Raw genomic sequence first — 13,116 nt, 5'->3', positions numbered from 1 at the left:
TCCGAAGAAGCTACCCACCCGCAATTCTTCATTCCTTATTCTTCGTTTTTATTGGTAGCGCACTACTCCCGGCTGGCCAAAGCTAAAGTCGCTGAAGTCGTAGTAGGGCCGGGAGTTTTCGAAGATGCGGATGCCGTTGGGCGTGCTCATGCCGCGGGGGTAAAAGCCAAACGTAATCTGGAAGGTAGGCAGGGCGGCGTACTCGTTGCGAAAGCGCAGCCCCAGCCCGAAGCCCGTGTACGGCGACTCATAGAAGGGGAGTACCTGCTGTTGGGTGCGTGCGTTCAGCCAGGCCACGTCCGCAAAAGCAATGCCCGCCATTCGGAAGCCCAGGAACGATACCGGCGTAAACAAGGTAGCCTCGTAGTTCAGGGTTACCCGGCTGGTACCCAGCAGCAGGCCCCCGGGCTGAAACCCGCGCAGGCCATGCTCGCCGTCGATGCTGAGAGGCTGCTCGCCGGGCCGGCGGTTAAGCCCCAGGCTGGTGCGCTGCCACAGAAAATGCCGCCACTGGTAGTTGCCCGTGTGATACAAGCGGGTGAAATACAGCAGCTCCCCACTGATAAGGCCCTGTTGCCAGTTGTTGTCGTACTCCCGGATGTAGGAGCCAAACTCGCCGTTAAGGTAAAGGTAGCCCCGTTGCGGGTGGTAGCCGGCATAGGCCAGGCGCAGCCCATAGTAGCGGCGGTTGGCCAACTCATTAAACTCGTAGCCCGCCGTTAGGCTCAGCAGCGTACCAGTCGGAATATCCTCGGTGCGGCCGAAGCCGAACAGGTACTTGTCCTTGTAATAGCGCCGGACGCTGTAGCCAATGGTACCTAGCAGCAAATTGCCGTTGAGGTAGTCGGAGGTAGGCTTTTGAGCGTAGCTGGTCCGGATCATGCGGCCCGACACAATGGCGCGCCCCGGGTTTTCGTAGCCCAAATCGTAGCTGCGCAGGCGCAGGGCCCGGCCCAGCCACACGTCCTGCACGTTGTAGCGCAGGGGCTTGAAAATGTACGGATCCTCGACTGTGCCACTGCCCGTAGTTGAAACGACGCGGTCTACGAAATCGTAGCTGACAGCCCCGGCGTAGCGCGTATTGATGGAGTAGAAGTCGCGGCTAAGGGTAGCGCCGGCTTCCTTGTTGCGCGTTTCGTTGCGGTAGCGAACCTGGCCGTACACAAAGTTGCGAAACGGCACCTGGTAGCTCCCAATGTAGCGCCAGGTTTGGGCGCCGGGCCCGGGGTCGCGGCGGCCGTACTCGTAGCGGTTCCGGAACTGGTGGCCTAGCCCCAGAAAGTTTACATCGCGCACCCCAATAACCCCGGCCGCCACGTCGCGCAGCTGGAAGGTGCCGCTAATGCTGAACACGTCTTTGGTAATTACCTGAATGTCGACGCTGTCGGCCGTGCTCGTGCGCTCATTCACGAAAACGCGGGCATCCAGCAGCTCCGAGGTTTGGCGCAGCAGACGCTCCGACTCGGCCAAGTCCTGCGGCTCCAGTTCTTCGCCCTCCCGAAACAGCAGCACCTGCCGCACCCGCAGCTTGCTGGTCTTGACGTGAAAAGTGTTGCCGGCTTTCTCCAGAATATTGTTGGGCGTCCGCAACGAGTCGGAAATGCTGAACCCAAATGCATCGAGCGTGCGGATGTTGATTTGCCGAATGACCTTGTAGTTGTGCCGATCAAACTGTCGGTCGAGCAAGGTCGCATCAAGCCCTGCCTTGTCCTCGCGCCGTTCCGTGAAGTTGAATAGGGCGGAGGCCGCCTTGCCCGCTATGGTTTTGCGCTTGGTGTAGGCCTTGAGATTATTAAGCATACGCTCCTGGTCGAAGCGGCGGCGCAACGAGTCGGGGCGGGCACCGGGCAGGCGCGTGGTATCAGGGTGGGGCAACGCCGGGGTTTGGGCCAATGCAGCGGTAGCCAGGGCTACCCCCAGCACTACTCCCCACATCCACACCAAGTACTTCATAGTATCAATTCGCCAAGTTTGGCAAGATACAGCGCAAACGCCTTTCCCGCAGTTATCGGACCAATGCAGCCGGGCCCGAATTCGGGCCGCAAAACCGGCTGATAGCACTCCTAGGAAAGTTGATGGCTGAGGAACATTTCTAACAAAATTAGCCTTAAAGGATGATGCGTAATTGCGCGCAAGCTCCTATTTTTAAGCCCAGATACCGGCCCAATGAACGACCAGCGCATTCAGGAAAAGCTAAGCATTTTGGCAGACGCCGCGAAGTACGATGTATCGTGCTCCAGCAGCGGTGGCAAGCGCAAAAACGAAGACAAAGGCCTTGGTAACGCCGAAGGCATGGGCATCTGCCACAGCTACACCGAAGACGGCCGTTGCGTGAGCCTGCTGAAAATCCTGCTTACCAACCACTGCATCTTCGACTGCGCCTACTGCGTGTCGCGCCGCTCGAACGACGTGAAGCGCGCCGCCTTTACGGTGGATGAAGTGGTGGACCTGACCATGAACTTCTACCGTCGTAACTACATCGAAGGCCTGTTCCTGAGTTCCGGCATTTTCTCCTCGCCCGACTATACCATGGAGCGTTTGGTGCGCATCATCAAAAAGCTGCGCACGGAGCATAAGTTCAATGGCTACATCCACGTGAAAGCCATTCCGGGCGCTTCCGAGGAACTGATTCAGGAAGCCGGCCTCTACGCCGACCGCCTGAGCGTGAACATTGAGCTGCCTTCGGAAATGAGCCTGACTACCCTGGCTCCCGAGAAAAACTACCAGGAGATTTTAACTCCGATGGCGCAGATTCGGGACGGTATTCAGCAGAATAAAGAGGAAAAGGCGCTGTTCAAGAAGGTGCCGCAGTTTGCCACGGCGGGCCAAAGCACCCAGCTCATCGTGGGTGCTTCCGCCGAAAACGACTTGCAGATCATCAGTCTGACGGATTCGCTCTACAAAGGCTACGGCCTGAAGCGCGTGTACTACTCGGGCTACATCCCCGTCACCGACGACGCCCGCCTGCCCCAAGTAACCCAGCCGCCCCTGATTCGGGAGCACCGCCTCTACCAGACCGACTGGCTTATGCGCTTCTACGGCTTTCAGGCCGATGAAATTCTGGACCCCGCGCATCCCTTCCTGGACCTGGAAATTGATCCGAAGCTGGCGTGGGCCCTGCGTAACCGCCACGTATTTCCGGTGGATGTGAATACGGCTGATTACGAAATGATTCTGCGGATTCCGGGGGTAGGTGCCCGTTCGGCGAAGCGCATTGTGGCCGCTCGCCGGTTTGCACCCATCACCCTCGACCACCTGCACAAATTCGGGGTAGTGCTCAAACGAGCTAAGTTTTTCCTGACCTGCCGCGGCCAAGCCTTGGAGAAGCGCGACTACGACGAGCAAACCATCCGCCGCCAGATTCTTTTCGGGGCGGGCTCGGTGCGCTCCGCGCTGGTTACCCAGCAGCTCGATCTGTTTGCGCAAGCCTCTTAATATACTGTTCCTGGTGGTTGACTTTCAGTGCGTTGACAGGAGCAAATACCCACTTTCCTTGCCAGAAATATCGAAAACAAACCACCAGTAACTCAGCTAATTATGACTATCTCTCATCGCGCTGCCGACGCGTCGGCCGTGTCTGCCGGTACTGCAAAATCCGTGAAAGTGGCCCGAATGGCCTGCTGCTGCAAGCTTTCTGATTTGCTTCCGCTGGTGCAGCAACTTCACCGGGAAGCAGCCCGCACAAATGCCCGGCAGGCCGGACAGCGTTCGGAAGCAGCTTAGCCTGGCCACTAGGAGCTCGGCTTTGGTCGGCTCTGCATTGGTAGCTGGCTGAAGTCGGGCTCTGTCCGGGCCATGGGTGCCGTAACCTTGCTGCCCGCTAGGGGGTAGGAAACGCTATGGCTTTCGACCTCGAACATCACCGCGTACCGACCAATGGCATCGTCCTGCATGTGGTACAGTGCGGACCAACCACCGGGCCCCTGGTTGTGCTGCTGCACGGTTTCCCGGAATTCTGGTACGGTTGGCGCCATCAGATACAAGCGTTGGCCGAAGCTGGCTTTCGGGTGTGGGTACCCGACCAGCGCGGCTATAATCTCAGCGACAAACCACCCCGCGTAACCGACTACCGCATTGAGCAGCTTGGAGCCGATATTCTGGGGCTGCTGGACGCGGCCGGTGCCGCCAAAGCCACCGTTATCGGGCACGACTGGGGCGCAGCCGTTACCTGGTGGCTGGCCGGGCACCATCCCGAGCGGCTGCATCGGGTGGCTATTCTGAATGTGCCGCATCCGGCAGTACTCGGCAACGCGTTGCGCCGAACGCCCCAGCAGCTGCTGAAAAGCTGGTACATCTTCTTCTTTCAGCTACCCTGGTTGCCCGAACGGTTGTTTCGGCGGCGCCAGTTCCGGTTTGGACGTGGAGCCTTGCGAGGCACCAGCCGGCCCGGCACCTTCACCACCGACGACTTGCACCACTACACTGCCGCCTGGGCCCAGCCCGGGGCGCCCTCCGGTATGATTAACTGGTACCGAGCAGCCTTCCGGAAGGCGAGGAGGGTAGGAACTGTAGGCCGGATTACGATTCCGGTGCGCATTCTCTGGGGCCGGAAGGATGCCTTTCTGGTGCCTGAGCTGGCCCAACTCAGTCGGCAGCAGTGTGACCAGGGCGAGCTTACGTATTTCGACCACGCTACCCACTGGCTACACCAAGAAGAACCCGCGGCGGTAAACAAGCTGCTGCTGGAGTTCCTGGGGCGGGCAGCGGCTATTTCTACCACCTGATTGTTCAGTTTATGGGTCGCTCTCTGACGCCAGTTAACCCGAGAAAAAATACGGCTGCCAGCAAAGCCACCGGGCCGGTAGCACCCCGTCCCGCCGTCGTGCAACTGTCAAATCCGCCCCTGGATTACGCCTACGACGGTTCGTTTGAGGGATTGTTGACCGTACTTTTCGCCATCTACGACCGGAAGGCCGCCCCCAATAGCATTCAGCCCCTGGGAGCAGTGCAGGGTGGTTTGTTTGCTCAGCCGGTGCAGATTACTACCGATGAGGCTACGGCTGCCCGCGTGTGGGAGGGCCTGCTACGGCACATGGACCCGGAAGCCCGTACGCGCCTGTTTCATACCTTCTTGAGCGAACAGCCCGACCGGGAGCTGCTTATCTTCCGCTACGCCGACCTAGCCATGCGCGCGGGCCGCGACATTTCTGATAACTACGCCGACGACAATGTGCGCCGCGTAGCCAGCATCGCCCAGCAGATGTACCGCGAAAAGCACCGCATGGAGGCTTTCGTGCGCTTCGAGAAAACCTCCGATGGCCTCTTTCATGCTACCATCGACCCGGATTTTGATGTGCTGCCCCTGATTGCGCCTCACTTCACCAAGCGCTACGCCGACCAGCGGTGGCTGATTTTCGATGAGCGTCGTCGCTACGGCCTTTACTACGACCTGCACCGCACCGATGTCGTGCAGTTTGAAACTACCGGCCCCCAGCGCGCCACCGATATTTCGGCTACGGTACTGGACGAGCGGGAGCCGCTGTTTAAGCTGCTTTGGCAGTCCTATTTCGACCACGTGAACATTCCGGAACGCAAAAACATGAAGCTGCACCGCCGCCACATGCCGCTGCGCTACTGGCGCTACCTCAGCGAAAAACAGCCTCGTGAGCAGCGTTTCGAGCCTATCAAGAACAAGCGTCCTATTCAGTAAGGTATCCGAAGCTGAGTTGAAAAGCCTATTTTGCAGCGCATCAACTGGATTGGCCTTCTGAGCAGTGGTAGGAGGTAGGGTGAACCCGTTGGGAAGGTACCCCACTTTCTGACTGCTTTCAGCAGGACCAGCACCACCTGCTTTCGCTACAACTCACTATTACATGAGCAACATCCTCGTTTTCGGGGCCTCCGGGCAATTAGGGCAGTGCCTGCAACACGTTTCCAAGGAGCGTAACCTCACCAGCTTGGTTTTCCTGCCGGAAGAGCAGGCCAATATTCTGAATGTAGATGCGCTGCAGGCGGTATTCGCCGAGTATAAGCCGACCTACTGCATCAACTGCGCCGCCTACACCGCCGTGGACAAGGCCGAGGACGAGGTAGACATTGCCCGCAAAGTAAACCGCGACGGAGCCGAAAATCTGGCCCGCTTGTGTGGGGAGCACGGCGCTACCCTCCTCCATATTTCCACCGACTTCGTGTTTGCCGGCACGGGCAACACCCCGCTGCTGGAAACGGACGAGGCCGCGCCCATCAGCGTGTATGGTCTTACTAAGCTAGAGGGCGAGCAGGTAATTCCGGCTCACACAAGCCAGTACTTTATCCTGCGGACCAGCTGGCTCTACTCGGAGTATGCTGGCAACTTCGTGAAAACAATGCTGAAGTTTGGCCGGGAGCGGGAGGAAATGAAGGTGATTTGGGACCAGGTAGGCACGCCCACGTACGCCATCGACCTGGCCGGCTGCATCCTTACCATCATTGAGCAGCAGAATCAGCAGTACGGCATCTACCACTACAGCAACGAAGGCCTGACCTCCTGGTACGACTTCGCGGTAGCTATTTTCGAGCTGAGCAATACGTCCGTGCGCACCCTACCCATCCGCACCGCCGAATACCCCACTAAAGCCACGCGCCCGGCCTTTTCGGTAATGGATAAATCGAAAGCTAAAACCCAGTTGGGGGTAGCCATTCCGCACTGGCGCGAGAGCCTGAAAGTGTGCCTGAGCCGGCTGGAGGCCTAACTTCTACAGCAAACCTAAACGCAAAAGCCCCGACCTAGTTGGTCGGGGCTTTTGCGTTTGGAAGGGGGTAGCAAGCCTGGGCTAGGCAGCAGCAGCAGCCTGCCCAAACTGATGCAGCATGCGGTAGTGAGAGCGAAGAGCCGTCAGGAACGAGCGGTTTTCGAGGTAGGGCAGGCCAAATTCATGGGCTGTTTGCTGCACGATGACGGCCAGGGCCGGATAGTGAATGTGGCAAATGCGCGGAAACAAGTGGTGCTCAATCTGACGGTTCAGGCCGCCGCACAGAAAGCTAGCCAGGGCACTGCGGGGCGCAAAGTTGGCTGTGGTGCGCAACTGGTGTTCGGCCCAGGCTTCCTGCATGTCGCCGGTTTCGTCGGGAGAAGGAAAGGACGTGCCTTCTACTACGTGCGCCAACTGAAACACCAGCCCCAGCACGAACCCTTCTACCAGGTGCAAAGTCAGGAAGCCAAGCAGAAACTGCCACCAGGTAATATCGAGCAGCACTAGCGGCAGCACAATAAAGAGCACGTAGTACAGGGCTTTGTAAGCGAAAAGGTTGAAGTACTCCTTGCGGGGGTGACGAGGGGTAGGGTGCTGACCAATCTTTGATTTGAAAAACTTGATATAGTCCTTCCGCACCACCCAGGAAAGAGAAGCTAACCCGTACAAGGGAAAGGCATACAGGTGCTGAAAACGCTGCCAGGGCCGCACCGGCTCCTCTTCCGACAACCGAATCAGGCCCGGCGCTACCTCAATGTCTTCATCGTGGCCCGGGATGTTGGTGTAAGTGTGGTGTACGATGTTGTGCGTGATAGACCACACGTAGGGGTTTGCCCCAATCAGGTTGAAAAGGAGGCTAAAGACCTTGTTGACGTGCTTATTGGCCGAAAATGCCCCGTGCAGGGCATCATGGCAAATGTTGAAGCCAATGAACGCACAGCAGGCGCCCAGCAAGCCGGACAGCCCCAGCATAACCCAGGGCCCGAACTGCCCCGACATAATGAGGGCATATGTTCCTACAAAGGCCGTCAGGAAAAAGATGGTTTTGGTCCACATAGCCCCGTTGGCATGGCGGGAAAGCTGCTGGCTCTGGAAGTATACGTCAACCCGCTGGCGTACCGTAGCGAAGAAGGTAGAGCGGTTGGCGTTGGTGAATTTGAGGGGTTTGGTCATTGGCAACAGTACTGCGCTAAAGCAATGCGTACTGCCTTGGCCACAATAGGAAAGTTTAAATGTATCCCTTCTAACCCATATACTGTCGAGAAAGCTCCACCGATACGACTATTCACGGAATTGTCCAGGTCGTGCCCTGTTTGTTCCTTCAAAATTTCTGCAAGTCAGGCCCTTGGCTCCGCTGCCCCACAACGCTAAAGTGCCCCAGCGAGGGGGCTGGGGCACTTTAGCGTTGTGGAGACCAGAAAGAGCAGATTAGTGGCGGTAGCCATAGTCGCGCCCGTGGTCATCGTGCTGGCGGTGCTGAGCTTCCCAGCGCGCCCGCTCCTGGGCGCGCTGCTGTTCCAGTCGGCGCTGGGCTTCCAGGCGTTGGCGTTCGGCGGCTAGCTGGCGCTGGCGTTCAAGTTCGGCTTTGCGCTGGGCTGCTTCGCGGCGGGCACGCTCAACGTCGGCCCGACGGTCGTACCTGATGGCTTCTTTGCGGGCTTTATAAGGATCGGCAGGGCCAGCCGAAGCGGCGAAGGAAGAAGAGCTGGCTAGCAGGCCCAGAGCGGCAACGAGGGAGAAGATGGAGGCGTTCATGAGTAGGAAGAAAAGAAGGATGAAAAAGCGGTAGGAGAGTAGCACACCGTGCTTGCCTGACCTAGTGCAAGCCATATGCCACGGGCGGCTGGCGTGCAGCCCCGTACCCGCCAGTTTCTTCCAAGCCTTCCGTATTATCGGCTTACTCCCTCTTTTTATCTACCAAGTCTGCGCCCCGGATGGGGGTAGCACCAAGAAGGCGTATACCAGGCCCGCAGCTAACCAAGCACGCGGGTTCCGCCGTCACAAATGCCCCCGGTTTTTCCTAGACATTAGCCCGCGGTGGGTGCATCTTGCCGGGGATAGATGGCGTGCTCATGGAGAAGAACCCGAAATATGGCCCGGCCGCGCAAACGCCGCAGCAACGAGCCTACGTGCTGGCGCAAATGCAAGCAACGCAACCTAACGTACACAAAGCGGTAACCGAATATGTGGCGCAGCTGTACCGTCGCTACGTGGACGGGGAGCTAAGCTGGCAGGATGTGTGCACCCTGCGCGAAGCCACCCAAACCTGAAAAAGCAGTAGTCGCCCGCTTTGTACTTCGGTTAGAAGAGCCGAAAACCATCCGGAAACAGCACCGCTTTCTGCCTAACCCGGATGTCACAACTGCTCCCTCAAGCCGCCAGCTGAGGGGAGCGACCATCTATCCTCTTGGTGGCTATTGTGCAGCAGGTGCGCTGGTAGCGGCGTAGCCGTAGAAGCGGTTGGCCAGGTAGGCCAACACCACAAATCCTAACCCCACGGCACAGACGCCCGCCCAGTGGAAATGGTCCCAGGCGAGGGCGCCCACAAACGAGCCAACAGACGCCCCAATGAAGGAGGCTGTCATGTACACCGTATTAAGGCGGCTGCGCGCTTCGGGGCGGAGGGTGAAGATGCGGGCCTGGTTGGAAATGTGGGTCATCTGCTGACCAATGTCCAGAATCACTACCCCCACAATCAGCCCTACCAGGTAGGTGCCCCCGAAGCCCAGCAGCAGGTAAGCCCCCAGAAACAGTAGAATCCCGAGGTTGAGGGCGTAATCGGCCCCTTTTGTATCGGCTGATTTACCGGCGAAAGAGGCAGCAAACGCCCCACTAGCCCCAATAAGGCCAAACAAACCGGCTACGTCGCTGCCGTAGTGGTAGGCGGGGCTTTCCAGGAAAAATACCAGCGTAGTCCAGAAGGCACTGAAGCCGGCAAACATACACGCACCCACGAGCGCCGAGCGGCGCAGCACTGGCAACTCGCCAGTAAGCGTGCCCAAGGATTTCAGCAGGCTGGCATAGCTCCCCGTAAACTGAGGCTGGTTACGTGGCAGCATACGGGCCAGAATAGTCGTCAGCACTACCATCACGCCTGCACCGGCCCAGAACATAGTGCGCCAGCCAAAGTGCGCGCCCACGTAGCCGCTGATGGTGCGCGAAAGCAGAATGCCAATGAGCAAGCCGCTCATCACTTTGCCCACTACCCGGCCTCTTTCTTCGTCGCTGGCCAGCGAAGCCGCCATCGGAATCAGAAGCTGCGGCACCGCCGAGAAAAGACCAATCAGCAAACTGGCGGCTGCCAGCAAGGCAAATGTAGGCGCTGCCGCGGCGGCCGCCATGCACACTGCCGAGCACAAGAGCAGCACCAGCGTCAGGCTTTTCCGCTCGCGCTTGTCGCCGAGGGGCACCACAAACAGCAGGCCCAGCGTGTAGCCAATCTGCGTGATAGTAGCCACCAAGCTTACCCGGCTTTCGGAAAGGCCAAAGGTGCGCCCTATTTCCGCCAGCAAAGGCTGATTGTAGTAAATATTAGCCACGACCAAGCCGCAGGTAATGGCCATGAGCCACACCAGGGCCGGGGCCAGGGGAGCTTGAGGGGTAGGACGGGCGTCCTCGGTCACGGGCTGAACATCAGCCGCTGCTACGTTAGTCATGAGGCAAAAATCGGCGGATGGTTGGTAACTACCGCTTGCGTGGCCTCAGGTAACAGGTTTTTGACGGGGAAGGTTGTCGGTGGGGCCACTTAGGCACCGTATTGCCGCTTATACAGGCCCGGCGTCACGCCTTCGTACTGTTTGAAGAGCTTCTGAAAATAGGCCGTATTATTGAAACCAGCCCGAAAACAAACCTCGGCCACGGAGGTCAGTGGGCTGCGGAGTAGTCGCTTGGCCTCGGCGAGGCGTTCCTGAATAATGTACTCCACCGGCGTCAGGCCCAGCTCCCGCTTAAACACCCGAAAAAAGGTAGCCTTGCTCATACACGCCAGCTCCGAAAGCTTTTCCACGGTAATCTGCTCGGTGAGGTGCTGCTTGATGTACTGCACCACGGCCGCGAACCGGTGGGAGGTAGCGTGCTGCTGGTAATTCTGGAAAATAAGCTGCCGGGCCTGGGTTTGCATCAGGCGCACCAGCATTTCCTGAATGGTGAAGCCCGCCAGCACATCCTTGATGCGGCCTGTGTCGCGGGAAAGCTGCACGAGGCGCTCCAGGGTACCGGTCAGCTCGGGCGTGTTCCGGAAGTGGGCGTGGTCGAGGGTGTCGAGGTGCCAGGGCAGGTGCTCTTCGGCGCGGGGCTGCTGCTCATTCAGCAAATCCACGGTTTGCCGGATGGTTTCGATTGGAACAGCTACCGCCAGGCATTGGGTGGGCTGCTCCTCCGTGGCCTCCGGAAAGTCGATAACCATGGTTTCCTTTTCGCCTACCACCACCGATTCGCCGGGCAAGTACTCAAACGCCGGGCGGCCGGGTAGGTGCATCACCTTTTTGCCCCTGAGCATGGTCGTCAGCACCACCTGGCCCATGCTCAGGGGCACCTGGTAGGCGGCGCGGTGCGTCTCAAACACGTTCAACTCGAAGGCTTCCAGCGAGTACACCGTGCGATTTTCAATCAGCGTGGTAAGCTGGTGCGGCTGGCGCAGACTAATAGGAGCCGGCAGGTGAGAAGCCGAAGGCATGGGCATCGGGGAAGCTTTCATGCGAGTAGAACGGAGAGACTATACAATATAGTGAGTCCTTACTTAGCACGGCAGCAACTTGCGACGATAGGCGGCTTTTGTGCGACGATAGTGCAGCCGTGGAGGCCGGGAAGAACGCTAGCTTGGCTTATCCAAATTCCACCACAATCCCACCAGCATGGAAACCCTCGAAAGACCCACTACCCTCGTTGCCCGGCCCACCTTCAAGTCCCACTACGACAACTTCATCGGCGGCAAATGGGTAGCGCCTGTCAAAGGGCAGTACTTCGATAATATTTCGCCCATTGATGGGCAGGCCTTCTGTAAGGTGGCCCGCAGCTCTAAGGAAGATATTGAACTGGCCCTCGATGCCGCCCACGAAGCCTTTGCCACCTGGAAGCACACTTCGGCTACCACCCGCAGCAATCTGCTGATGAAGATTGCCGACATCATCGAGCAGAACCTACCCCACCTGGCGGCCGTGGAGTGCGTGGAAAACGGCAAGCCCATCCGCGAAACTACCCTCGCCGACCTGCCCCTGTGCATCGACCACTTCCGCTACTTTGCCAGCGTGATTCGGGCCGAGGAAGGCTCCGCTACCGAACTCAATGAGACTACGCTTTCCCTCAACATCCACGAGCCGCTGGGGGTAGTGGGCCAGATTATTCCCTGGAACTTCCCGCTGCTGATGGCGACCTGGAAGCTGGCCCCGGCCCTGGCCGCCGGCTGCTGCGTGGTGATGAAGCCCGCCGAACAAACCCCCGCGAGTATCATGGTGCTCATGGAGCTGATTCAGGACGTGCTGCCGGCCGGGGTGGTAAACGTGGTGAACGGCTTCGGGCTGGAAGCCGGTAAGCCGCTGGCCTCCTCGCCGCGCATTCAGAAGGTGTCGTTCACGGGCGAAACCACCACGGGCCGCCTGATTATGCAGTACGCCTCCGAAAACATCATCCCCGTGACCATGGAGCTGGGCGGTAAGTCGCCGAACATCTTCTTCAAGAGCGTACTGGATGCCGACGATGATTTCCTCGACAAGGCCATTGAAGGCGCCGTGATGTTTGCCCTGAACCAGGGCGAAATCTGCACCTGCCCCTCGCGCATGCTGGTGCAGGAGGATATTTATGATGAGTTTATTGCCCGCGTCATTGCCCGCGTGAAGGCCATTAAGCTGGGCAACCCCCTGGATATGGAAACGATGATGGGCGCCCAGGCCAGCAACGACCAGTTCGAGAAGATCCTGAGCTACCTGGAAATTGGCAAGGCCGAAGGCGCCGAAGTGCTGACTGGCGGCGACGCCTACCAGCAGGAAGATGGGGCCCTGGCCGAAGGTTACTACATCCAGCCGACTATGTTCCGGGGCCACAATAAGATGCGCATCTTCCAGGAGGAAATCTTCGGGCCGGTAGTATCCGTGACAACCTTCAAAACGGTAGAAGAGGCCATCGAAATTGCCAACGACACGCTCTACGGCCTCGGGGCCGGCGTCTGGACCCGCGATGCACACGAGTTGTACCAAGTCCCCCGTGCCATTCAGGCTGGCCGCGTGTGGGTCAACTGCTACCACGACTACCCCGCTGGCGCTCCGTTTGGCGGTTACAAGTCCTCAGGCTTCGGGCGCGAAAACCACAAGATGATGCTCTCACACTACCGCCAGAACAAAAACATGCTCATCAGCTACAGCCAACAGAAGCTGGGTTTCTTTTAACGAAATGGAGCCGATAAAATAAGAAAGCGGTGAGCTTGACGCCGTCACGGCTTAGCCGGGCGTCA

12 protein-coding genes are annotated in these 13,116 nt (G+C 58.6%); 7 read left to right on the top strand and 5 right to left on the bottom strand.

The genetic code is table 11. The features are described from left to right. Nucleotides 1-48 precede the first annotated feature (48 nt). Nucleotides 49-1,953 (bottom strand): hypothetical protein, encoded by a 1,905-nt coding sequence (locus K3G63_RS17615; protein ID WP_220615432.1) that lies wholly within the window; start codon nucleotides 1,951-1,953, stop codon nucleotides 49-51. A 213-nt stretch (nucleotides 1,954-2,166) separates the two neighbouring features. Here K3G63_RS17615 and K3G63_RS17610 point away from each other — a divergent pair, with 213 nt between their 5' ends. The 5 genes from K3G63_RS17610 (at nucleotide 2,167) to rfbD (ending at nucleotide 6,671) form a co-directional block, all read left to right on the top strand. After that, on the top strand, nucleotides 2,167-3,435 hold the full coding sequence (locus K3G63_RS17610) for a putative DNA modification/repair radical SAM protein (RefSeq protein WP_220615431.1): 1,269 nt from the start codon (nucleotides 2,167-2,169) through the stop codon (nucleotides 3,433-3,435). Between the two features lie 102 nt (nucleotides 3,436-3,537). After that, complete coding sequence (locus K3G63_RS17605; protein ID WP_220615430.1) at nucleotides 3,538-3,723, top strand: hypothetical protein; 186 nt, start codon at nucleotides 3,538-3,540, stop codon at nucleotides 3,721-3,723. A gap of 116 nt (nucleotides 3,724-3,839) precedes the next feature. Beyond that, nucleotides 3,840-4,724, top strand: a complete 885-nt coding sequence (locus K3G63_RS17600; RefSeq protein ID WP_220615429.1) for an alpha/beta fold hydrolase — start codon at nucleotides 3,840-3,842, stop codon at nucleotides 4,722-4,724. Nucleotides 4,725-4,735: 11 nt separating this feature from the next. After that, nucleotides 4,736-5,650: a TIGR03915 family putative DNA repair protein gene (locus K3G63_RS17595; RefSeq protein WP_220615428.1), complete on the top strand. Its 915-nt coding sequence runs from the start codon at nucleotides 4,736-4,738 to the stop codon at nucleotides 5,648-5,650. Nucleotides 5,651-5,813: 163 nt separating this feature from the next. Further along, on the top strand, nucleotides 5,814-6,671 hold the full coding sequence (gene rfbD / locus K3G63_RS17590; RefSeq protein ID WP_220615427.1) for a dTDP-4-dehydrorhamnose reductase: 858 nt from the start codon (nucleotides 5,814-5,816) through the stop codon (nucleotides 6,669-6,671). Between the two features lie 81 nt (nucleotides 6,672-6,752). Here rfbD and K3G63_RS17585 read toward each other — a convergent pair whose 3' ends face one another. After that, nucleotides 6,753-7,844: an acyl-CoA desaturase gene (locus tag K3G63_RS17585; RefSeq protein WP_220615426.1), complete on the bottom strand. Its 1,092-nt coding sequence runs from the start codon at nucleotides 7,842-7,844 to the stop codon at nucleotides 6,753-6,755. Nucleotides 7,845-8,099: 255 nt separating this feature from the next. Then, nucleotides 8,100-8,426: a hypothetical protein gene (locus K3G63_RS17580; protein ID WP_220615425.1), complete on the bottom strand. Its 327-nt coding sequence runs from the start codon at nucleotides 8,424-8,426 to the stop codon at nucleotides 8,100-8,102. Nucleotides 8,427-8,743: 317 nt separating this feature from the next. On the opposite strand from K3G63_RS17580, the gene K3G63_RS17575 reads away from it, so the two are divergent. After that, nucleotides 8,744-8,941, top strand: coding sequence for a hypothetical protein (locus K3G63_RS17575; protein ID WP_220615424.1), 198 nt, complete (start codon nucleotides 8,744-8,746; stop codon nucleotides 8,939-8,941). A gap of 144 nt (nucleotides 8,942-9,085) precedes the next feature. On the opposite strand, the gene K3G63_RS17570 is transcribed toward K3G63_RS17575, so the two are convergent. Together K3G63_RS17570 and K3G63_RS17565 are read right to left on the bottom strand one after the other, a co-directional pair. Further along, entirely contained in the window at nucleotides 9,086-10,327 is a 1,242-nt protein-coding gene (locus tag K3G63_RS17570) for an MFS transporter (RefSeq protein WP_259404544.1), read from the bottom strand. 89 nt (nucleotides 10,328-10,416) lie between these two features. Next, nucleotides 10,417-11,367: an AraC family transcriptional regulator gene (locus K3G63_RS17565; protein WP_259404543.1), complete on the bottom strand. Its 951-nt coding sequence runs from the start codon at nucleotides 11,365-11,367 to the stop codon at nucleotides 10,417-10,419. 157 nt (nucleotides 11,368-11,524) lie between these two features. On the opposite strand from K3G63_RS17565, the gene K3G63_RS17560 reads away from it, so the two are divergent. Continuing rightward, nucleotides 11,525-13,051 carry an aldehyde dehydrogenase family protein gene (locus K3G63_RS17560; protein ID WP_220615423.1) on the top strand — a complete coding sequence of 509 codons (1,527 nt, stop codon included), beginning with the start codon at nucleotides 11,525-11,527 and terminating at the stop codon, nucleotides 13,049-13,051. The last annotated feature ends 65 nt before the right edge of the window (nucleotides 13,052-13,116 follow it).

Origin of the sequence: Hymenobacter sp. HSC-4F20 (assembly GCF_019599275.1) — a bacterium.
Classification (GTDB): Bacteria; Bacteroidota; Bacteroidia; order Cytophagales; family Hymenobacteraceae; genus Hymenobacter.
Note: the sequence above shows the minus strand (reverse complement) of the source record. Positions and strands in the feature narration are given on the sequence as shown.